The 21,292-nt window shown below is 70.0% G+C and carries 21 protein-coding genes; 13 read left to right on the plus strand and 8 right to left on the minus strand.

The features are described from left to right. The first annotated feature begins 7 nt into the window (after positions 1-7). From OV208_RS29565 to OV208_RS29580, 4 genes are all read left to right on the plus strand, one after another. Positions 8-2,689, plus strand: a complete 2,682-nt coding sequence (locus tag OV208_RS29565) for an LPS-assembly protein LptD (protein ID WP_267577254.1) — start codon at positions 8-10, stop codon at positions 2,687-2,689. Between the two features lie 65 nt (positions 2,690-2,754). Further along, positions 2,755-3,105, plus strand: a complete 351-nt coding sequence (locus OV208_RS29570; RefSeq protein WP_014398120.1) for a helix-turn-helix domain-containing protein — start codon at positions 2,755-2,757, stop codon at positions 3,103-3,105. A 148-nt stretch (positions 3,106-3,253) separates the two neighbouring features. Further along, positions 3,254-4,033, plus strand: coding sequence for a TetR/AcrR family transcriptional regulator (locus tag OV208_RS29575; protein ID WP_267577255.1), 780 nt, complete (start codon positions 3,254-3,256; stop codon positions 4,031-4,033). After that, positions 3,982-4,764, plus strand: coding sequence for an enoyl-CoA hydratase/isomerase family protein (locus OV208_RS29580; RefSeq protein WP_267577256.1), 783 nt, complete (start codon positions 3,982-3,984; stop codon positions 4,762-4,764). The genes OV208_RS29575 and OV208_RS29580 overlap by 52 nt, the downstream gene beginning before the upstream one ends. 19 nt (positions 4,765-4,783) lie before the next feature. Here the strand turns inward: OV208_RS29580 and OV208_RS29585 are convergent, their stop codons facing one another. Continuing rightward, complete coding sequence (locus OV208_RS29585; protein ID WP_267577257.1) at positions 4,784-5,869, minus strand: M23 family metallopeptidase; 1,086 nt, start codon at positions 5,867-5,869, stop codon at positions 4,784-4,786. Between the two features lie 314 nt (positions 5,870-6,183). Here OV208_RS29585 and OV208_RS29590 point away from each other — a divergent pair, with 314 nt between their 5' ends. The 8 genes from OV208_RS29590 to OV208_RS29625 all read left to right on the plus strand — a co-directional run bounded on the left by OV208_RS29590 (position 6,184) and on the right by OV208_RS29625 (position 10,559). Further along, positions 6,184-6,696 carry a hypothetical protein gene (locus OV208_RS29590; protein WP_267577258.1) on the plus strand — a complete coding sequence of 171 codons (513 nt, stop codon included), beginning with the start codon at positions 6,184-6,186 and terminating at the stop codon, positions 6,694-6,696. 25 nt (positions 6,697-6,721) lie between these two features. Continuing rightward, positions 6,722-7,486: an endonuclease/exonuclease/phosphatase family protein gene (locus tag OV208_RS29595; protein ID WP_267577259.1), complete on the plus strand. Its 765-nt coding sequence runs from the start codon at positions 6,722-6,724 to the stop codon at positions 7,484-7,486. 176 nt (positions 7,487-7,662) lie between these two features. Continuing rightward, positions 7,663-8,136, plus strand: a complete 474-nt coding sequence (locus OV208_RS29600; protein ID WP_267577260.1) for a phage holin family protein — start codon at positions 7,663-7,665, stop codon at positions 8,134-8,136. Continuing rightward, the gene (locus tag OV208_RS29605) at positions 8,126-8,335 is read left to right on the plus strand and encodes a DUF3618 domain-containing protein (protein ID WP_267577261.1); all 210 of its coding nucleotides are present in this window, start codon (positions 8,126-8,128) and stop codon (positions 8,333-8,335) included. The genes OV208_RS29600 and OV208_RS29605 overlap by 11 nt, the downstream gene beginning before the upstream one ends. Before the next feature lie 75 nt (positions 8,336-8,410). Continuing rightward, entirely contained in the window at positions 8,411-8,608 is a 198-nt protein-coding gene (locus tag OV208_RS29610; RefSeq protein ID WP_120532066.1) for a hypothetical protein, read from the plus strand. 37 nt (positions 8,609-8,645) lie between these two features. Further along, a complete protein-coding gene (locus OV208_RS29615) occupies positions 8,646-9,029 on the plus strand; it encodes a hypothetical protein (protein ID WP_267577262.1) in 384 nt (127 codons plus the stop codon). Positions 9,030-9,092: 63 nt separating this feature from the next. Beyond that, on the plus strand, positions 9,093-9,401 hold the full coding sequence (locus OV208_RS29620) for a YtxH domain-containing protein (RefSeq protein ID WP_120540345.1): 309 nt from the start codon (positions 9,093-9,095) through the stop codon (positions 9,399-9,401). 246 nt (positions 9,402-9,647) lie between these two features. Beyond that, the gene (locus OV208_RS29625; protein ID WP_267577437.1) at positions 9,648-10,559 is read left to right on the plus strand and encodes a hypothetical protein; all 912 of its coding nucleotides are present in this window, start codon (positions 9,648-9,650) and stop codon (positions 10,557-10,559) included. A 7-nt stretch (positions 10,560-10,566) separates the two neighbouring features. Here OV208_RS29625 and OV208_RS29630 read toward each other — a convergent pair whose 3' ends face one another. After that, positions 10,567-11,433: a hypothetical protein gene (locus OV208_RS29630; protein ID WP_267577263.1), complete on the minus strand. Its 867-nt coding sequence runs from the start codon at positions 11,431-11,433 to the stop codon at positions 10,567-10,569. A 107-nt stretch (positions 11,434-11,540) separates the two neighbouring features. Here OV208_RS29630 and OV208_RS29635 point away from each other — a divergent pair, with 107 nt between their 5' ends. Then, complete coding sequence (locus OV208_RS29635) at positions 11,541-14,147, plus strand: adenylate/guanylate cyclase domain-containing protein (RefSeq protein WP_267577264.1); 2,607 nt, start codon at positions 11,541-11,543, stop codon at positions 14,145-14,147. 87 nt (positions 14,148-14,234) lie between these two features. On the opposite strand, the gene OV208_RS29640 is transcribed toward OV208_RS29635, so the two are convergent. From OV208_RS29640 to nuoD, 6 genes are all read right to left on the minus strand, one after another. Further along, the gene (locus tag OV208_RS29640; RefSeq protein WP_267577265.1) at positions 14,235-15,203 is read right to left on the minus strand and encodes an alpha/beta hydrolase family protein; all 969 of its coding nucleotides are present in this window, start codon (positions 15,201-15,203) and stop codon (positions 14,235-14,237) included. Between the two features lie 137 nt (positions 15,204-15,340). Next, positions 15,341-15,703, minus strand: a complete 363-nt coding sequence (locus tag OV208_RS29645) for a (2Fe-2S) ferredoxin domain-containing protein (protein ID WP_267577266.1) — start codon at positions 15,701-15,703, stop codon at positions 15,341-15,343. A 174-nt stretch (positions 15,704-15,877) separates the two neighbouring features. Then, positions 15,878-16,648 carry a NuoI/complex I 23 kDa subunit family protein gene (locus OV208_RS29650; RefSeq protein ID WP_267577267.1) on the minus strand — a complete coding sequence of 257 codons (771 nt, stop codon included), beginning with the start codon at positions 16,646-16,648 and terminating at the stop codon, positions 15,878-15,880. Positions 16,649-16,696: 48 nt separating this feature from the next. Continuing rightward, positions 16,697-18,136 carry a complex I subunit 1/NuoH family protein gene (locus OV208_RS29655; protein WP_267577268.1) on the minus strand — a complete coding sequence of 480 codons (1,440 nt, stop codon included), beginning with the start codon at positions 18,134-18,136 and terminating at the stop codon, positions 16,697-16,699. 2 nt (positions 18,137-18,138) lie between these two features. Beyond that, positions 18,139-20,031 (minus strand): 2Fe-2S iron-sulfur cluster-binding protein, encoded by a 1,893-nt coding sequence (locus OV208_RS29660; RefSeq protein ID WP_267577269.1) that lies wholly within the window; start codon positions 20,029-20,031, stop codon positions 18,139-18,141. Further along, the gene (nuoD, locus tag OV208_RS29665) at positions 20,028-21,287 is read right to left on the minus strand and encodes an NADH dehydrogenase (quinone) subunit D (RefSeq protein ID WP_267577270.1); all 1,260 of its coding nucleotides are present in this window, start codon (positions 21,285-21,287) and stop codon (positions 20,028-20,030) included. The genes OV208_RS29660 and nuoD overlap by 4 nt, the downstream gene beginning before the upstream one ends. Positions 21,288-21,292 lie beyond the last annotated feature (5 nt).

The raw sequence follows: 21,292 nt of genomic DNA on the forward strand, positions 1-21,292 counted from the left end.
CCCCTGAATGACCTTCCTCGTTCCGGTCGCATTGACGCTCCTGGTGTCGGCCCAGATTCCGCTGGCCACCCAGGTGGAACTGCCCACCGGCGAGGTGGTGGAGCTGGCGGCCGACTACGTCGTCTACGAGTCGGACATCCTCACCGCGCGGGGCCACTGCGAGCTGAGAAGCGGCCCCAACGTCCTGCGCGCGGACGAGGTGACCTACAGCGAGGCCACCCAGGTGGCCACCGCCACCGGCAACGTGATGTTCGTCAGCGGCATGATGGCCGCCATCGCGGACGACGTGCGTGTGGACCTGCGCTCCAACGAGGCCAACGTGAAGGGCGGCCTCTTCATGCAGAAGAAGGGCGTCACCCCCGAAGCCCTCCAGGCCGCGAAGACGCCGGACGAGCTGCGCAAGCTGGGGGAGACGCCCGTCCTGTTGAGCGGCACGCGCATCCGCCGCACCGGGGAGGCGTCCTTCTCCGTGGATGGCCTGGCCTTCACCCCGTGCCAGTGCGGCCCGGGGGAGCCCAGTTGGCGCGTGGAGGCCAAGGAGGCCAGCGTCGTCATGGGCGAGCGGGCCATCCTCACCTGGCCCGTGGTGTACGTGCGCTCGGTGCCGGTGTTCGCGCTGCCGTGGCTGTACCTGCCCCTGGCCGAGCGCCGCTCCGGCCTGCTGATTCCCCGCCCGTCCAACTCCGGCCTCAACGGCTTCGCGCTGGAGGTGCCCGTCTTCCTCACGCTGGGGGAGAGCTACGACATGACCTTCACGCCCGGCTATTACACGGGCAGCGGCGACATCGACAATACCGTGGGAGAGGTGACCGTTCGCGAGCCGCGGCCCAACGGCGTGAAGGGGCCGCGATTGCTCACCGAGTTTCGTTACGTCCCCAGCGAGCGGACGCGGGGCCGGGCCACGGTGGGCTTCCTCTACGACCTGCGGCCCCGGTTGGATCCCATCACCGGCACGCTCATCCGGCCCTACGATTACAGCGGGGAGTCGCCGGTCCTCCTGTCCCAGCAGTACGTCGACGAGAAGCGCGGGCTTCGCGGTGAGGCCTCCTGGCAGCACACGCAGGACCTGGGCGATGGCTGGCGCGACCGGGTGGACGCGTACATCGTGTCGGACGGCTTCTACACGCGCGACCTCACCGCCGACCTGCTGGTGCAGAACAACAACTACCTGCGCAGCTCGGCCGTCGTGTACCAGCGCAAGGACGACCGCTACCTGGGCCTGGACGTGTCGCTGCGCCAGGACCTGCGCTACCCGTTCCGCTTCTTCCAGCCGAACACCCTCCCCGCCGTGGCCACCATGGACAACGTCGCCGTGGATCCGCACGGCCCCACGACGTTCCAGCGCCTGCCGGGCCTCACCCTGGCCCTGCCCGAGCGCCCCCTGTTCGGCGGACGCGTGATGGGCGGGGTGCAGGTGGAGTACAGCCGCCTTTCGCCCCTGCGCAGCGCCTTCGCGGACGACGGCCGGGACGCGCTCTTCTCGCCGTATCGCCGCTGGCGCCCGGCCTCCGCGCCGCTGAACATCAACTCCTTCCTCCTCCCCGTGGACGACCTGGAGGGCAACGGCCGCTTCGACGCCACCGAGCGCGAGGGCCGCGACCGCGTGACGTTGCTGCCGCGCCTGTCCACGTCCTACGGGCTGGGGCCCTGGGCGCGGCTGACGCCCGCGCTGTCGGTGCGCCAGGACGTCGCCGTGGGCGAGGTCTCCGGCCGCACCTTCCAGCGCGGCTATCCCATGGCGGACCTGGTGCTGGACTCCCAGCTGGCCCGCACCTTCACGGACAAGGACACGCTCTACCGCCACACGGTCTCCCCGTCGGTGACGCTGCGCTACGTGCCCGGAGGCTGGGGCCACGGCCTCACCGCCGCGCGCGCGGAGGGCTCTGGCACCGTGCCCCTCATCTACGACGAAGTGGACGCCGCGGTGCCGCTCCAGTCCGACGGTCGCGTGCGCGGCTTCCTCCATGCGGTGGTGGCTGTCGAACAGTCGTTGCGCGTGCGCAAGGGCCCCACCACCCGCGAACCCCTGCGCCTGCGCATCGGTCAGGGCTTTGACCTGTCCCGCCACGCTCCCGTCGCCGGACGGGACACGGTGCAGGGCGGCGTGCTGCGAGACACCTTCGCGCGCCTGTCCGCCAGCGCCGGTGTCCTCAACGCGGGCGCGGTCGTGCGCATGGACCCCACGACGGGGAACATCACCCAGTTGGGCGCCGACTTCTCCATCGACAACGGCAAGGGCAACGCGCTCTATGGGCGCTACGACGACCTGCTCGCGGTGAGGCAGTTGTCAATTGACCGTGGGTTGGATCCGCTCGCGCAGGGCCCGGATTTCGTGCGCCGGGGCATCGACATGCTGGTGGGAGACGCACCCCGCCCCCTGCCGTCTCAAACCGACCAGGTCGACCCCTCTCCGACCGAACGGGCACAGGCACTCACTGCCGGTACGCGAATCAAACTCGGATTCGGGCTCGGGTTGCGATACGAAGCACTTGTGCAGCCCCTCTATAAGGATCCGGTTTCCCAGGAAAGTCAGCCCCTTGCTCAGCAGACCTTTGGCGTGTCCTACGGACCCGCCTGTGACTGCTGGCGCATCGAGGGGGTGGTCATCCTGCGGCGCAACCAGTCGCCGGAATTCGCCGGCGTGAATTTCAGCGTCGCTGGATTCGGATCCTTTGGTTCAGGGGGGTAGGAATCACCCGCCGTACGCGAGGGTTGCACCCACCTCGAAACATCCCCCCCCAGGAGAAGTCTTTCGTGTCGGATCTCGGAAAAAGAATTGGCCAGCGCATTCGCGAGCTTCGCACGCAGCGCCCGGAGCGATGGACGCAGGAAGAGCTCGCTGAGCGGGCACAGATCAGCGTGTCCTTCCTGTCGATGATCGAGCGTGGCGAGCGTGTCCCCCATGTCGAAACGCTCGCGGCGCTGTCCAACGCCCTCAGCGTCAGCCTTGGTGAACTCTTCACGGGCACGGAGCAGACGCCCGCCCAAACGGAGGACCTGTTGCGTCCGTTGTCGGACTTCGCCCGCGCCCGGGGCCTCAATGCCCGCGACGTGGACCGCCTCCTGGGCGTGGCCCGGGTGATGTTCAACGGCTCGGCCGCCTGACGCCTTCCAGGCAGGCTGTTGCCTTCCAGCGCCTTCCGCCCGCCTCCCCCTCGGCGTGGCGGAAGGCCCCACGTAACGATTGACCCCGGGGCCCCGCGTCCGTAGCGTGACTGGCTGATTTTCGAATCAACCAGTCATGGGAGGACGCGTGGGCCAGCAGAAGTCGGCACCGGAGGGCGGGACGCGGGAGAGCGAGCGTCGCCGGACCATCCTGCGTGCCGCCATCGACGTGTTCGCCCGCAAGGGCTACCACGGCTGCCGCATCGCGGACGTCGCCAAGGAGGCGGGCGTCGCGTACGGGCTCGTCTACCACTACTTCAAGAACAAGGACGAGCTGCTCGAGACCGTCTTCGAGACGGGCTGGAGCGGCTTCATCTCCCGTGCGCGGCTGGTCGCGGAGAGCGAAGGCCCGCTGGCGGACAAGGTGCGCCGCATCGCGGACGTGGCCTTCGAGGCCTACCGGGTGGATCCGCGCGCGGTGAAGGTCCTCATCCTTGAGATTGCCCGCAGCCCGGCGGGGGCCCGCATCAACCGGCAGACGGCCTTCGTGGACGTCATCCGCCTGAGCGCGCAGATGTTCACCCGCGCGAAGGAGTCCGGGGAGCTGCGCCCGGACGTGGATCCGCTGCTCGCCTCCGCGCTCCTGTTCGGCTCCATCGAGATGGGGCTCACGGCCTTCGTCGTGGGCCTCGCGGACGCGCGCGACACGGTGATGCTGGAGCGGGCCAAGGCGCAGATCGCCGACTCGTTCCTCCACGGTGTCCTCGTCCCCGGCGTGGAGAAGCCCCAGGGCGAGCCTCCCCGGACCGAGCCCTCCCGGAGCGAGCTTTCGAAGGCCGAGGAGCCGAAGCCCGAGGCCCCTCCGGAGGAGTCCACATGGAAGCGGGAGAAGTCCGGTACGAAGTCCAAGGCCCCCAAGCGCACCTGACCATCGACCGGCCGAGGGCGCGCAACGCGCTGTCGCCGAGGGTGATTGACGGCCTGCTCGCCGCGCTCGATCGCGCGGACGCCGACCCTGCCGTGCGCGTGCTTGTCCTCACCGGCGCAGGGGAGAAGGTGTTCTGCGCGGGTGGGGACCTGGGGGCGATGACCGGAGACGGCGGCTTCCTGGCCACCCACGAAGGGCGTCGCTCCTACGGGCGACTGCTCACGCGCTTCCAGGAGGTGCGCAAGCCCACCGTCGCCCGCGTCAACGGCCATGCGCTGGCGGGCGGGCTGGGCCTGGTGCTCGCGTGCGACCTGGCCGTCGCCGTGGAGGGCGCGGACCTGGGCACGCCCGAAATCGACGTGGGGCTCTTCCCCATGATGATGATGGCGCTCCTGCAGCGGCACCTGGGCCGCAAGCGCGCGCTGGAGTTGGTGCTCACCGGGGACCGGCTGCCCGCGCGCGACGCGCTGGCGCTGGGGTTGCTCAACCGCGTGGTGCCGGTCGCGGAGCTGGATGCCACGGTGGCCGCGCTCGCGACGAAGCTCGCGGGCAAGAGTCAGGCGGTGCTCGCCCTGGGACGGCGTGCCTTCTTCACCGCGGAGGACATGACGTTGCCGGCCGCGCTGGAGCTCCTGTCGTCACAGTTGTCGCTGAACGTGCTCGCGGACGACGCGGCGGAGGGCGTGACGGCCTTCCTGGAGAAGCGGCCTCCGCAGTGGAAGGACCGGTAGCGCCCGCGCGCAGGGGGCGCTAGGGATTCGCCAGTTCGGGTGAGCTGACCGCGACGCCCGGCGTCTCCGGCACGCCGAGGAAGTCCAGCTTGAGCAGCGTCTGGCCATCCACCCACCGGTCATCCGCCTTCACACCCCAATGGAGGTGGGGCCCGGTGACGCGGCCGGTGCTGCCCACGAGTCCCAGCCCGTCGCCCTGCTTCACCACCGCGCCGTTCTTCACGTCGATGCGCGACAGGTGGAAGTACGCGGTGAAGAGCCCGGCGCCGTGGTGCACGAGCACGGTGTTGCCGGAGGCGTAGTTGTCGCGCGCCATCACCACCGTGCCGTCGTTGGCGGCGACCACCGGCGCGCCCACGTCGCCGTCCAGGTCCACGCCGAAGTGCTGGCTCTGCAGCTTGCCGTTGAACGAGCGGCGGTCGCCGAAGGGCGCCGTCACCTCGTCCTGGCGCGGCCACGCGAAGTTCTGTCCGAACAGCGGTACCTGGAAGGGCTGCGCGAACGCCTCGGCGAACGCCTTGCGGTCCGCGGCCATGCGCGCCTTCACCGCCTTGGGCGGAGACACGTACTTGTTGGCCACGCGCAGTTCGCGCTCGCGGTAGCTCGGATCCTTCACCTCCAACATGCCGGACAGCGCCACCGGCAGGCCCTTGCCGGGGGCCATCACGTCCAGCGCCTGGGTGCCGGGGGGCAGCTCCACCGGGAGGCTGGTGAGGGCGAGGTAGCCTTCGCGCCACGCGAAGAAGCGCAGCGCCCGGCCCCCGAGCGTCCCGGTGGGAAGCCCGGCCGCGCCGCGCACCGTCACCAGCACCGGGTCGCCCGGCTTCGCGCTGGCCGGCTGGAGCGACAGCAGGGGCCTGTCCAGCACGGGGGCGGTGCCAGACTTCACCAGCAGGGGCGCCAGCTCCCCCTGGACGACGGCGCCCGGCGTGGGCGCGCCCGGAGCGCGGGTGCCCGCGGGGGAGGGCGTGGGCGCGGCGCCCGTCACGGTCCCCGTCACCCCGGCGGGAGAAGAGGCAGGCGACGCGGCGGCGAGCGCCGAAGGCCCGGAGGCGAGCAGGGTGAGGACGAGGAGTCGGGACGCGGAATGATTCCGGGCGGGCATGGGCCGTTCTTTACACCACGCGCGCGCGGAACCTTCCCGGACCGGCGTTGGAGGTGTTGGTTGACTGCCTCGCGGACATGAAGGGCCTGCCTGGAGGTCTGCTGGTCGACGCCCGGCTGGACGCCCCGGAGGCGGGCGAAGAATGCGTGCCATTGTCGGTACTTGCGTGCCCTGGGAGGCGAATCTGTGTTCTCGGCCGGACGAGCGGCAGGCAGCCGTCTCGGATCCGAGGTGTCAAGCCGTTACGGACGACGGTGGGCTCCCTAGCTTCATCCCATCAACGCAGCGCATCGATTTCGAAAGGGAGAGCGCGCATGCCTCGCTCCTACAGCTTCGACCACTTCAAGGTCCCCCAGTCCGTGCCTCCGCAGAAGCGTGGCCTCCGTCAGCAGGACAAGGAGCAGCTGTCCCGCTCCGCTCGCGTGACGGTGGACGACACGCAGGGCATCCATTACGGCAAGAGCCACGCCCAGACGGAGGAGATCCTCATGGCGCGCAAGATGGAGCTCGAGCTGGAGGAACTGGCCCGGCCGGACGCCGACGCCAAGTTCTCCCACGCGCAGCCGGCGCGCTCGGGTGGGAACACCAAGAAGCGCAAGTCGGTCTCCGCGCCCATCATCGGGACGACGGCGCCCATCGGGGCCCTGCCGACCACGAAGGAGCAGCTGCCTTCGCAGGGCCAGCTGACGGACCTCATCGACGAGGCGCGCCGGCAGCTCAAGGCCATCCAGGCCGGCGTGGGCGACGTGGCGTCGGCGGTGCAACGCCTGGCGACGCTGCCTCTGGAAGCGGTGCGACTGGCGGCCCGCCGGATCATCCCGGCCTGAACCGGAAGGGGAGGGTGAGCGACGCGTGGAGCTGACACTCGTCTCGTACAACATCCACAGCGGCATCGGCGTGGATGGGCACTTCGACCTGTCCCGCGTGGGCGCGGTGCTGCGTGAGGTGAACGCGGACATCATCGCGCTTCAGGAGGTGGGGGACTTCCGGGGCAAGACGTCCCGGGAGGACCAGCCCGAACACCTGGCGGAGATGCTGGGCCTGCACATGGCCTTCGGGCCCAACGTGGTCCGCAACGGGCGCCGCTACGGCAACGCCATCCTCAGCCGGCTGCCGGTGCTCAAGTCGAAGAACTACGACCTCAGCGTGACGGGGCGCGAGCCCCGGGGGGCGCTCCGGTGCGACCTGGACCTGGGCGACGGAAAACAGCTCCATGTCTTCTGCCTCCACCTGGGCCTGTCGGTGAGCGAACGGCGGCGGCAGGAAGCGCTGCTCCTGTCCGCGGACCTGCTCCGGGACGCGGCGCGCAAGGACCCGATGGTGGTGTGCGGGGACTTCAATTCGTGGGGCAACGGGCCGGTGTCGTCGCTGGTGCGCGAGGCCATCCATGACGCCGCGTTCGAACTGGGGGCCGCCGCGCGGACGTACCCCACGCGGCTGCCGCTGTTCCGGTTGGATCGCATCTACGTGGATTCAGGGGTGAGGCCGGTGTCGGTGACGCCGCACCGCACGCCGCTCAGCCGGGTGGCGTCCGACCACCTGCCGCTCGTCATGCGCTTCGAGGCGCCCATCGCCGTGCAGCCGCCCACGGCGCCGCCGGTGCAACTCATCGGCTAGGGCCAGCGCCGCCCCGGTGTGATCGGCTAGGCTGACGGGGGTCCGGAGGTTTCTCGCGTTGAGTGGCCGACGCTTGCGAACGCCGGACAGTTTCGCCGGGATGTGGTTGTCGCGGCGGGGAGGGGTGCCTAGGTTGGCGCCCACGCGCACAGGAGTGAGCGTCGGCCGGAGAGCGCATGCACGTGGGCAGTGAACAGACGGAGCGCGGCGTGGCCGCGCTCGTCGGGCGCATGGCGGACGGCTTCAGTCGGCTGGTGACGCAGCACCTGCAGTTGGCGCGGCTGGAGATCGCGGAGGACGCGAAGGCGGTGGGCCTGGACGTGGCGAGCATCGCCGTGTTCGTGCCCTTCCTCCTCGTGGGCTACGCGTTCGTCTGCGGCGCGCTTTCAGCCTTCCTGGCCACCTGGTTGGGGTGGGCGGGAGCGCTGGCGCTGGTGGGCGGCGTGAACCTGGTCGGAGGCTGCTTCGGCATCTTCCGCGCGGTGAACCGCATGAAGTCCCGGCAGATGATGGATGACAGCGCGAGCGAGCTGTCGCGCAGCATGGCGGCGCTCACCACGGCACGTCCGCGGGACGCGGCGACGCCCGGGGTGAACACGCTCAAGGACACGACGGACAAGGTCTTCAAGGAGTCGCGGGATGGCCGCTAGCAATGGACAGCTGCCGCGCACGAGCGCGGCGCTTCGCGAGGAAATCGAGCGCACCCGGGCAGAGCTGGCCACGTCGGTGAGCGCGCTGCGCGAGGAGGTGGCGGTGGCCACCGACTGGCGCCAGTGGGTGCGGCGTCATCCCTACGCGTGCGTGGGGACGGCCTTCCTCGTGGGCTACGTGGTGGGTTCGCGGCGCTAGCGGCAAGCGCGCGCGGGCCGTGATGAACACATTCTTCTGGACGCATCGAGAACGAACGCACAGCAGAGGGCTTTCATGGAAATCAATCCGCAGCAGATGTCGGACCGGGCTCGGCAGCTTCAGGACCAGGTGATGCCCCAGGTGGATGAGGCGCGGCAGAACCTGGTGGACCTGAACCGTCAGGTGGTGGGCTTCATCCGGGCGAACCCCGGCACGTGCCTGCTGGGTGCCATCGCGGTGGGTTTCCTCGTGGGCCGGATCGCCTCGCGCTGATCGTCCTCCGGGACGCACGCAGGAAGGGAGCACGACCATGACGACGTATTCGGGCACGACGGGCAATGGCAGCGCGGCGGAACACGCTGACGACGCGGGCTTCGGCCAGCGCGTGGATCAGCTGGGTTCGGACGCGCAGCAGTTCATCGACAACGCGCGCAGCGCGGTGGCGGACCTGGGGCAGACGCTGGACCTGAAGGGGCGCGTGGAGCGCAACCCCTACGGCACCCTGGCCATCGCCGCGGGCGTGGGCTACGTGCTGGGCGGAGGGCTCTTCACGCCGCTGACGGCGCGCATCCTGAAGCTGGGCGTGCGGCTGGCCGCGCTGCCCTTCGTGAAGGACGAACTGGTCGGGATGGCCGAGTCGGCCTTCCAGGGCTATCAGACGGGCCGAGGCCCGCCGCCGTCGGGCAGCGTCTAGGCTCTCTTCCTCGCGTCACACGCTTTCGCTTTTCCACTGAAGTCTCCTCCCCCGGAGTCGGACATGCTGAGCCTGAAGGACTTGAAGAAGCTGGACCGCGACGACCTGTTGGACCTCGTGGGTCTGGAGACCCGCCGCACCACCGCGGAGACGACGCTGCCCGCGCTGGGCATCTTCGCCGCCGGCCTGCTGGTGGGCGTGGGCGTGGGCCTGCTGCTGGCGGACAAGCCGGGCACGCAGCTGCGCGGCGACCTGCGCACCAAGCTGCAGGGTGGCCAGGACAAGCTCGCGGGCGCCATCAACAGCGCGCGCGGCACGGAGACCCAGCAGGGCGCGGGCTCCACGGTGCCGCCGGGTTCGCGGACGACCTGATTCCCGGTCGGCTGTGAAGTTCAGCGCGAAGCCTCTTCCCGCGAGCGGGGAGGGGCTTTCGTGTTTCAATGGCCTGAGATTCCCGGTCATGTCCTGTCAGGAGCACGCACCGTGAGCGCGGCGAAGAATCGACGGACGAAGCAGGGGCCGCTGTCCGGGACGGAGGACTCCCAGGTCGCGTCAGGCCGTGTGAACCGTCCGCTGCGACATGACACGCCCGTGGATGTTCCCGCCGTGGATCCCGCGATGCTGCCCGCCCGGAACACGGAGACGCCGTGGAGCGGGATGACCTCCGGTCCGGAGTCCGCGCTGGGCCAGCTGCGCGCGCTGGAAACGCTGGAGTCCACGTACGACGCCTGGGCGGAGTTGAAGCGCGACCACGCGGCGGCGGTGGTCCACTTCAAGGAAGAACAGGCGCGGCTCGCGCAGCAGGGCACCTTCCTGCTGGGCGCGGTGCGCGCGGCCGGCATGGACTCCGGTGGCAACGCCGGCCCGGGCCTCCAGCCGCAGGGCGCCGCCAACGACTTCCTGCGCGACGCGGAGTCCAAGCTCGCGAAGGCGCGCGACGCCGTCCTCCAGCGCGAAGCGGAGAGCGAGGCCCGCTACCAGGCCGCCTTCACCGAAGTGCGCGCCACGCTGTTGGACCGGGTCCGCCGCTCGTTGGGGAGCCTCCAGCCCCACCTCACGCTGCTCCTGCGCCGCGTGGGGGCGGAGCGCTCCATCCTCCACGTCGCGCGCGTGCAGCCGGATGAATCCGTCCTGCTCTGTTACCTGCTCACCGAGCGCGCCCCCTCGCGCTACGGCTTCCTCTTCGATGACTCCACCGAGGACCTGGCGCTCGCACCCGCGCCGCTCTACCCGGAGGAGTCCGTCCTTGAGGACGGCGTGCGCCCGGATGCCCGGGGGCTGCTGAGCGTCATCGACGCCAGCACGGAGGTCCTGCCCCTCAAGGGCTTCGTGCCGCTGCGGGTGCCGCGTCCCGGAGGAGGGGAGGACTTCTTCCGCCTCCTCCAGCGCGGCGCCGTGATGGAGGTCGAAATCGCGGACGGCCCGGACTTCCGCAGCATCCTCACCCGCGAGGAGGCGGAGCGTTTCGCGGGCCACCTGCTGCGCCTCAAGCTGGAGGGGCGCATCGGCCTGGACATCGAAGCGGGGTAGCGGCGCTTCAGTTCGTCCGGACGATGCCCACTTCCGCGGTGCCCGCCAGCAGCACGCTGCCGAGGAAGAGGTTGTCGGACTCCGCGCCGCCCATGCGCACGGCCTGGAAGATGACCAGATACGTCTGCTTGGGGTTCGGGAACGCGGTGCCGGGAATCGTCACGCGCGCCTCCCGGAAGGTGGCCGGCACCGCCGCCAACTGGAGGAACTCCACCGGCGACGTGGGCACGTTGGAGTACGTGGCCGTGCCCTTCTCGCCGTTGGCGCTCAACGGCACCACCGTGACGAAGCCCAGCGTGCGGTCCGTGTTCGGCGGGGGCGCCGGGCGGTCGAAGCCGAACGCCGTGTTCGCGTTGAGCCGCACGAAGCCCTCCGCCGGGTGCAGCGCCGTGATGGCCTCCTTCGGGGGCGAGTCCTCCACCTGCCCCACGTACTTCACGTTGTCCTTGGTCGCCGTGAACGCATACGTGGCCCCCGACGCGTACGTCAGCGCGTCGGTGGAATCGCCCGTCACGCCGTAGCTGCCGCCCCCCTGGCTGTTGAGCGTGACGGGCGTCGTCGTGCCCACGGGCTGGAGCACCACGGTGGCCCCGCTGACGCCCTCGGGCTGCGAGTTGGCCCCTGACTTCGTCCCGAAGAACATGAAGGCCGCCGTCTGCGCGGGGAAGGACACCACGTCCACGCCCGCGTCCCCGAAGGTCCCCGCGTCGTAGCCCGCCATCGCCGTGGCGGACACGTCCACCTGCGGCGTGGCCAGCAGCGTGCCCACCATCACGTGGTCCGCGGAGAGCTGGTTGCCCGTCTTCTCCAGATCGCAAGCGAGGGGGGACAGCAGGGACACGGCGGCGGCGGCGGACAGCAGCAGGCGTTTCATGGGCGGCTCTTTCGGACGAGGCTCGGACGAGGACATGCGGCGGCCAACCATACCGCGCGTATGCCCCATAGGCGCTCGGCCCCAACGCGCTATCCTGTGCACCGCCCGTGCAACGCCTCCGCATCCACTCCTCCGGTCGCCGCTTCCTCCACCGACTCGGCTTCTCGCTCGTGCAGGCGGCCGTGTTCGGCTGCCTGCTGGGCCTGCTCGTGTCCCAGCGCGTCTCGCGCCCCGTGCGCCCGGACGACACGCCCGCGCCCCTGCTGTCGCCGTCGGGCATCGTGGACCTGCTGTCCGGGTGGATCGACGGCGGCGAGCGCGTCTTCTTCGACTGGCGCATCCGCCAACTGGGCGAACGCTCCGAGCGCTCCGACCGCGTGGTGCTCGTCTCCATCGACGATGACACCCTGGCCGAGGCCCAGCAGGGTCCTCGCGCCGACATCGCCGCGTACCCATGGCCGCGCCAGGTGATGGGCGGCATGGTGCACCGGCTGGTGGAGGAGGGCGCCTCCGTGGTGATGCTGGACTTCGCCTACCCGGAGCTCAGCCCGCGCGCCTGCGTCACCCCCATGCGCACCGGCCGGGGCGCCCTGTCCCAGGACGACGACGCGCTCCGGGCCCTCCTGGACCAGGACCCCGGCCACTCCGTGCTCGCCTTCCGCTGGGGCGCCGAGGGCACGCGCAGCCTGCCGCCCACCGGCCGCCTGTGGCCCTATCGCGTCCGTCTGGGCAGCTACCCCGGCCCCACCGAGGCCCGGGCGCGTGCCCAAGCCGTGCTCGCGCTCCAGCGTCCCGCCTTCCTCATCCCCGCTGGCAAGGGCCTTGAGGTCTGGGCCGGCGTCGCCGACGAGGGCGAAGGCCGCAGCCTGGGCGAACAACTGGGCTCCGCCTCCGCGTCCATCCAGGAGCGCCGCGCCGCGGACGACGCCTTCCGCGTGGCGTCGTCGGACCTGTTCCTCGCCCTGGCCTCCGTGCAGGTGGCGGGGTTGGATCCGGAGAAGCTCCTGGAGGTGCGCCAGCTCCAGCACCCGGTGACGCCGCTGCTGGGCACCTCCAGCGGCTACGGCGCCACCACGCTGCCCGCGGATCCCGACGGCGTGGTGCGCGGCGTGCCCCACCTCGTCGCGTACAGCCCGCGCGGCGGCGAGCGCTACGTGCTGCCCTCCCTGCCGCTGGCCGCCGCCATGCGCCTCGCGGGCACGCAGAAGCTGCGCTACGCGGACGGGCGCCTCCACATCGGGGACAAGTACTCCGTGCCCATGGACGCGTCCGGCTACAGCCTCCTGCGCTGGGAAGCTCCGTCCGCCACCCGGGGCGCCCGGGGACCGCTGGCCCGCTCCATCCGCGCGTGGAACGTGCTGCTGAACCTCTTCGACACGCAGGCGGAGCGCCCCGCCCGGTTCGACCACGACCTGGACGGCCGCGCCGTCATCCTCACCAACACCAGCAGCTACGCACCGGAGCGGCGGGTGACGCCCATCGGTCCCGGCATCGCCAATGGCGCCATCCTGGGCCAGGCGCTCGCGAACATCCTCGCGTCGGATGGCATCGTCCGCGCGCCATCTCGCGTTGACATGCTGGCCACCATGGGGCTCGCGTTCATTGGCGCCTTCCTGGCGCTGTCGTTCAGTTGGCTGCTGCGCTCGGTGTGGGGGGCCATCCTCTTCGTCAGCGTGGTGCTGGCCGCGGGCGCGGGGTACGTCGGCGCGGCCGGCTGGTTCTTCGTCAACGAGCGGCTGTGGATCGCCGTGGCGGGCCCGCTGGTGTCCATGGGGCTCGCGTTCCTGGTGACGACCGTCTACGCCTTCCGCACCGAACAGGACGTGCGCGACTTCGTGCACAGCGCGCTGGGCCGCTACGTGAGCCCGGACGTGGCGCGGCTCGTCGCGCGCGACGTGAGCCTGATGCGGCCGGAGCGCCGCAAGATGACGGTGTACCTCTGCGACATCGAGGGCTTCACCCGCCTGTCGGAAGTCCTCCCGCCCGAACAACTGGTGCCCCTGCTCAACACCTTCCTCACGGAGATGACCTCCGTGGTGCGCGCCACGGCGGGGCAGGTGGACAAGTACATCGGCGACTCGGTGATGGCCTTCTGGGGCGCGCCCGTGCGCACGGACCGCCACGCGCACCTGGCCTGTGAAGCGGCGCTCAAGCTCCAGGCCGTGCTCGCGCAGCGCCAGCCCATCTGGGAGAAGCAGTTCGGCCACCGGCTGTGGGTGCGCGCCGGCATCGACACGGGCGACCTGCTGGTGGGCGACATGGGCAGCGAGCTCAAGTCCCACTACACCGTCATGGGCGACGCGGTGGGCATGGCCGGCCGGCTGGAGGGCGCCAACAAGCAGTACGGCACCCAGGTGCTGGTGGGAGAAGCCACCGCGCAGCTCGCCAGCGACGCGTACGTTTTCCGCGAGGTGGACCGGGTGCTCGTGCGCAACCGCGAGCAGCCCGTGCGCGTGCACGAGCTGCTGGGACGCAAGGGCGAGTTCTCCCCGGAGAAGCAGGCCGGCATGGCCCTGTACGAGAAGGCCCTCACCGCCTACTACGCGCGCGACTTCCTGGTGGCCCAGGAGCTGTTCCGCCGCTGCTCGGTGGAGCACGGCGACGCGGTGGCCCTCGTCTACGTCCAGCGCTGCCAGGGCTACATCCAAACGCCGCCGCCCACGGACTGGGACGGCGTCATCCGCTGGCGCCGCCGCAGCTCCGACGGCGGCTAGGCCACCCGGGGTAGGTCCTGTCAGGGAGCATCATTGCCCAGGCCGAGAAATCGGGCTCCTGCGCGGCTCCCCCTGAACGGAATTGCTTCACCTGGCGTGGTCGTCGGTGTCCGCCGGGCCGAGCTTCGCGGTGAGGAACTGGAGGATGTGCGCGTGCTCGAACACGACCTCCTCCGGACGCTCCGTGAGGTGGGCGTGCTCGGGGATGATCATCAGCGACGCGTCCTGGCCCCGCGCCTGGAGCGCCCGCACGAAGACGTCCGCGTCCGACAGCGACACCTTCGGGTCGCGAGCGCCCAGCATGAGGGCGATGGGGCCCTGGACCCGGTCCACGTAGGTGATGGGCGAGATGGCGCGCAAGCGGTCCGCGTCCGTCGCAGGATCGCCGTACTCGTCAGCCCGGGCACGGCGCAGCTCCGGAGGCGCCTGGAGGAGGAAGGAGCCCAGGTCCGTCTTGGCGGCCAGCGCGAAGCCCGCGTCGTAGCTGCCCGCGAAGCGCGTCATGCCCATCAAGGCCTGCGCGCCCCCGTAGCTCCAGCCGAGGATGCCCAACCGGGGTGTCACCCCGTCCCGGATGAATCGGGCCCGCAGGCAGCGGCTGCTCGCCTCCAGGTCCGTGGCGGCCGACATGCGGCGCTCGCCGTCGTCCGCGCGGGCCCAGGCCTCCCAGCAGCGCGTGCCTCGCACCGCGGGCTCCGCGTAGATGAAGCCTTCGCGAAGGAAGAACTCCGGCCGCCAGTGGTAGCCCGGCCGGGGACAGGCTGACGAATAGAACACGAGCACGGGGCAGGAGCGCTCAGCGCACGGTGGCGGGATGCGCACCTGGATCCGGAAGCGGACGTCGCCGTTGTCACAGGACAGGTCCTCCACGGGAGCGGCGCTCCAGCGCAGGCGCTGGCCGGAGTCCGTAAGGAGGACCGCCAGTCGGGCCGCCAGGTCCGGGTCCGGCTCCCGCCGGGGGTAGCGTTGCAAGAGGACCTGCCGCGACGCCTCATCCTGGACGAGCGCCGTCCCGACGACGCGAGGGCTGTCCGCATCCGCGTGCGCACCTGGCACCCGCACGGGAGCCGGTGGCGGTGTCTCGGGACGCGAGCATGCGCCCAGCAGCAGGACGGCGCCGAGGCACAGCCAGGGGGCAGGGGACGGCCACGCTCTGAGCAGGATCCACCTCCAGGAGGGATGCAGCGGACAGCTCAGTCGTCGTCGCCGGAGTCCGGCTGGCCGAACAGCTCCTTCACCGGGGCGTCATCCTGGATGTGCTCGCCCACCACGCGGACCATCTTCTGCGCCGTCATGCCGGAGTAGTACACCTCACCGGGCCACCCCATGAGCTGGTAGTCCTCCGGCGACAGCGGGTCGCGCTTGCGGCCCGTGTCCTCGCGCACCACCACGTTGGGCCCCATGTGGCAGAAGCCGTAGCAGCCGCCCCGGTACAGCTCGCAGCGCGTCTGGAGCCCCTTCGCCGACAGCGCCTCGCGCGCCGCCACGTGCACCGCGTCCGAGCCGGCCTCGCGGCAGCTGGATCCCTTGCACACGGACATCCGGTAGCGCTTCATCGGAGGACCTGACGTGCCTGGTCGGCACCACGTGCATTGAAGAGCTTCAGCGTCACCACATGCCCCCTGAAAAGGCGGCGGCCCGCCCTTCCATGTTCAAGAGGAAGGAGGCGGGCCGGGATGCTTGCGAAGGGGCGGAAGAGGACAACCCGCCCCGTAGGGTGCTGCCAGACGCTACTTGAGGAACTTCGTCACCTGGATGGGACCCTGCTGCGTCACCACCGTCTGCCCATGCGAAGGCAGCGCCTTGCCGTGGCCGTGGCCGCTGGCGTGTCCGGCGCCCAGCGAGTGCGGCGTCTTGAGCTCCACCAGACCCTCGCCGATGCGCGTGTGCGCTTCCTTGTGGACGTGGTGCGGCTCCGAGGAGCTGTCGCGCTTGTTCCACGGATCCGACGGGTGCGAGACGGCCGGCCCCTTGAGCAGCTTGGGGATGTCGTAGACGAAGTTCTGCCGGTTGTACTCGGACGGCGTGTGCATGTACGTGTCCATGCGGATGGCGTCCTTCGGGCACGCCTCCACGCACAGGCCACACACGATGCAGCGCAGCTCGTCGATGACGAACTGGGTGGGGTACTTCTCGATGACGACCGACTCCGAGTCGGCGTCCGTCGTCTCGTACTCACCCGCCTCGATGTAGATGCACTGCGCAGGGCAGATGGTCGCGCACATGTAGCAGGCCACGCAGCGCGGCTTGCCGTCGTCGCGCGGAACCAGCCGGTGCAGACCGCGGTAGCCCTCCGGATAGATGGGCTTCTCTTCCGGGTACTCCACCGTCGTCATCAGGTTCATGCCCGTGCGCTCCTGAACCTCGGGGTTCGGATCGCGCGTGCCAAACATGTTGCGGAAGAAGTGACGGGTGGTGATGGCCAGCCCGCGCAGCAGCTCCGGGATGTACATCCGCTCGCGGATGTCCGTGCGCGGGTCCTGGGAAGCATTGAACGCCATGGTGTCTTGTCTCGCTTCCGGCGAAGGCTTCTGCCGGACAGGGCGCCGCTAGTGCGCGCCCGCCGGTGAATGGGAGTGGGGGTCCGCGTGCGCCGGCAGGCCGGGCGCCGCGTCGTGACCGTGGGCGTCGTGCCCGTGGCCGTGCGCCGTGTCGTGCGCGCCCGCCGCCTTGGCGCCCTTGGTCATCGTCAGCGCCACGACGAAGCCGATCTCCAACAGGCCCACGATGCCCAGCATGCGCAGGGACGGATCCCACAGCACCAGCGCGCCGCTGACGAACACGTTGGCGAGGCCCGCGGGCAGGAGGATCTTCCAGCCCAGGTTCTGGATCTGGTCGTAGCGGAAGCGCGGGAAGGTCCAGCGGATGACCAACTGCACCCAGATGAGCAGGACGACCTTGATCCAGAACACGGTGCCCAGGATGGTGCCGTAGAGCCAGCCGTGCTCCTGCATCAGGGGCTGCGCCGCCAGCCACTCGCCGCCGAAGGGCAGGTGGTGGCCGCCGAAGAACAGCGCCGTCGTCACACCGGCCAGCACCACGACCTCCATGAACTCGGAGATCATGAACATGCCGAACTTCATGCCGGAGTACTCAACGAAGTAGCCGATGATCTCCGACTCGCCTTCGGGCGCGTCGAACGGCGCGCGCTTGGTCTCCGCGAAGGAGGCCACGAAGAAGGCGATGAAGCCCAGCGGCTGGATGAAGATGCCCCACGCGGGCAGCCCCAGGTCGAACGCGCCGTCGGAGCGCCACAGGTAGCGCGCCTGCCCGGTGCCAGCGACCAGCGCGTTGCCCACGTCACCCACCAGCGCGGGCATCTGCACGGAGGAGAACGCGAGGAACAGGCCCACGAGCGCCAGGCCCAGCGCGACTTCGTAGGAGATCATCTGCGCGGAGGCGCGCACGCCGCCCAGCAGGGCGAACTTGTTGTTGGAGGACCAGCCGGCCAGCGACGTGCCGTAGACCGCGAGCGACGCGATGGCGAGCACGTACAGCATGCCGAAGTCCGGCGTGGCGACGACCATGTCCACCGTCTTGCCGAACACCGTCACGGAGGGGCCAGCGGGCACCACCGCGAACAGCGCGAACACCGGCGCGAACGCGAGGACGGGGCCCAGGTTGAACAGGAACTTGTTCGCCGTGCCGGGGACGAAGTCCTCCTTGGTCAGCATCTTGAGCACGTCGGTGATGATGTGCGGGATGCCGCCCAGGGAGCGGTTGCCCAGGCCCGGGATGGCCAGGCGCGCGCGGTTGGGACCCACGCGGTCCTGCATGAACGCGCTCCACTTGCGCTCGGCGAGCGTGAGGAGCGTGGCGATGATCATCACGAAGGTGAGCATCAGGAAGAGGATGTTCGTCAGGCGGCTGGCGCCCGTGAACAGGTGCTCTTCCACCAGCCCGCCCACGAGGTACGCCGTGGCCACCCCGCCCGCGAGGGCGAAGATGCAGAAGGCCATGGCGAACAACATTGTGAAGATGCGGTTCATGGTCAGATGCCCCTCACGCGCGGCGCGCCGAATTCACGGTAGCCCGGCGGACGGCCGTCGGCACCCGACGGCAACGGATTGATGCCCGGCTTCTCCCGGTCCGGCGGAGAGGCCTTGTCCCAGTTGAACTCGGCGAACTCGGACACCTGTCCCGAGTGCGCCCGCCACACGTCGCGCGCGGAGGCGTGCGCGGCCTCGCCGCCCAGCTCGCGCGTCAGCTCCGTGGCCCACTTCCAGTGCGGCGAAGCGTCGCCCTTGGAGGGGTACGCCTTGCGGAAGCGCTGGATGATGCCGTCCTGCTGGGTGAACGTGCCCTCGTCCTCGATGTGCGCGCTCGCCGGCAGCAGCACCGTCGCCTGCGCCGTCACGGGGGACTCGTTCTGCGCCTGCGCGACGAACACCTCCAGCTTCGCCGCGACCTCGGCGAAGGCGGCCACGTCCGTGGGGACCTCGGTGCCCACCGCGTACAGCGCCTTGACCTTGCCGGCGTTGATGGCGGAGGTGAGCTCCTCGAAGGACTTCAGCGACAGCCCCAGGCCCTTGGCGACGAGCGCCAGGCCCTGGCGGTTGGGGTTCTTGTCCGCCGTCATCAGGTAGTGGTCGGCCTTGCCCTGCGGCCGGCCGCCCACGAACACCGTCGTCACGCCCAGGCTCGCCTTGGCGAACGTGAGGCTTGCGAGCAGGTCCTCGTTGGACGCGAGCGGCGAGGCCAGCACCGCGAGCTGCGAGGAGCCCACGAGCGGCTTGAGCGCCTTGGCGGCGGCGACGGCGGCATCCTTGCGCGTGAGCGCCGGCTGGACGGTGTCCCGCGCGGCCGTGCGGCGGCCCACCTGGGCGGCCAGCACGCGGCCCGTGTTCAGGTCGCGGTAGGACAGCCGGCCCTGGTCGCACATCCAGCTCTTGTTGATGGCCTCGTTCTCACGCGGGCGGTAGCGGTAGGTGTCCTGGGACATCCAGTCCGCGGAGATGCTGCAGCCGCGCGAGCAGCCTGTGCAGACGGACGGCGTGGCGGACAGGAACCAGGCGCGCGCCTTGAAGCGGAAGTCGCGGCTGAGCAGCGCGCCTACCGGGCACACGTCCACGGTGTTGAGCGAGTAGTTGCTGTCCAACTCGTTGCCCGGGAACACGTCGATGCGCTCGTGGCTGCCACGACCGAAGACGCCCAGCTGCGGCTCCTTCGGAATTTCATTCATGAAGCGGACGCAGCGCGTGCAGATGATGCAGCGCTCCTGATCCAGCACGACGCGGGGGCCCAGCACCTTGCGCTTGTGCTTGAGGGCCTTGGTGCCCTCCAGGCGCGACGGCCGGTAGTCGTACTTCATGTAGTAGTCCTGCAGCTTGCACTCACCGGCCTGGTCGCAGATGGAGCAGTCGACCGGGTGGTTGAGCAGCAGGAACTCCATCACCGAGCGCTGCTGCTCCTTGACCTTGGGGGTCGTGGTCTTGATGACCTGACCCTCGGCCATGGGCGTCTGGCAGGCGGGGACGAGCTTGGGCGCGTTGGACGCCTCGATGAGGCAGATGCGGCAGTTGGCCGCGATGGAGAGGCGCGGGTGGTAGCAGTAGTAGGGGATCTCCGAGCCGACCGACTTGGCCGCCTCGATCATGTTCGTCCCCGGCTTGACCACGACCTCCCTGCCGTCGATGACCGCCGTCACGAAGCCCGGATTCTTGGGCTGCGGCTTGGGCGGAGGGCCACCGGCCGGCGGCGCCGCAGGCTTGGGCGGAGGCGTGCCGGTGGGGCCGCTGGCGGCCGCCGGCGGGTTGTCCATCTTCGGCCCGGCGGGCGGGTTGGACGGCTCCGAGCCAACCTTGGCCGCGGGCGAGTCGGTGGGAGCGCCCTTGGGGGGCGTCTGCGCGTCACCGGTAGGCTTCTTCGTGTCGTTGTCGCTCACTGCTCGACCTCGCCGCCGATCATGTTGATGGTGTCAAAGGTGGGAACGAGGTCCGCCAGCATCTTGCCCTGGATGATGTGCGGCAGCGCCGCGAGCACCGGGAAGCCCGGCGCACGGACGTGGACCTTGTAGGGCCGGCCGCGACCGTCGCTCACCAAGTACCAGCCCAGCTCGCCGTTGGAGGCTTCGGTGGCGTCGTAGACTTCACCGGGGGGCACCTGGATGCCCTCCATCACCAGCTTGAAGTGCGCCATCACGCCTTCGATGGTGCCGTACACCTCCGGCTTGGGCGGCAGCGCGATGCGCCAGTCGTCCACGATGATGGGGCCGGCGGGGATGGTGTCGATGGCCTGGCGCAGGATGCTGATGGACTGACGCATCTCCTCCAGGCGCACGAGGTAGCGGTCGTAGTTGTCGCCGTGCTCGCCGACCACCGACTCGAAGTTGAAGCGCTCGTAGACCCAGTACGGGTGCGTCTTGCGCAGGTCGTGGTCGATGCCGCACGCGCGCAGCGCGGGGCCCGTCCAGCCGTAGTCGATGGCGTCCGCGGCGGAGATGACGCCGGTGCCCTTGGTGCGGTCCACGAAGATGCGGTTGCGCGTGAGCAGCCCGTCCATCTCCTGGAGCAGCTCCTCCGTGCGGTTGAGGGACTTGTGGACCTTCGCGATCCAGCCTTCCGGCAGGTCGCGGTTGATGCCACCCACGCGGCCGAAGCTGGTGGTGAGGCGCGCGCCCGTGAGTTCCGTGACGCGGTCCTGGAGGAGCTCGCGCGCCTCCATGCCGTAGAGGAACGGCGCGAAGCCGCCCATCTCCAGGCCGGTGGCGCCCACGCACGTCAGGTGGTCGGTGAGCCGGTGCAGCTCACTGCCGATGACGCGGATGTACTGGGCGCGCTCGGGGATCTCCAGGCCGATGAGCTTCTCAACGGCGTTGAGGAACCCGAAGTTGTTCATCATCGCGGACAGGTAGTTGAGCCGGTCCGTGTACGGCAGGCACTGCGTCCAGGTGACGTTCTCGCAGCTCTTCTGGAAGCCGCGGTGGAGGAAGCCGATCTCTGGATCGATCTTGACGATCGTCTCTCCCTCCAGCTCCACCTTCAGCCGCACGGTACCGTGCGTGGCCGGGTGGGACGGGCCCATGTTGATGACCATGTGCTTCGACTGGAAATGGGCTTCGAGCTCCGACTCCTCGTGGGCGAACCCATCCGTGTCGGGGTTGAAGGGCTTCGTCGCGTCGGTGTTGTGGCTGTCGGCCATGGGAG

Source organism: Corallococcus sp. bb12-1, assembly GCF_026626765.1.
GTDB classification, from domain to species: Bacteria; Myxococcota; Myxococcia; order Myxococcales; family Myxococcaceae; genus Corallococcus; species Corallococcus terminator.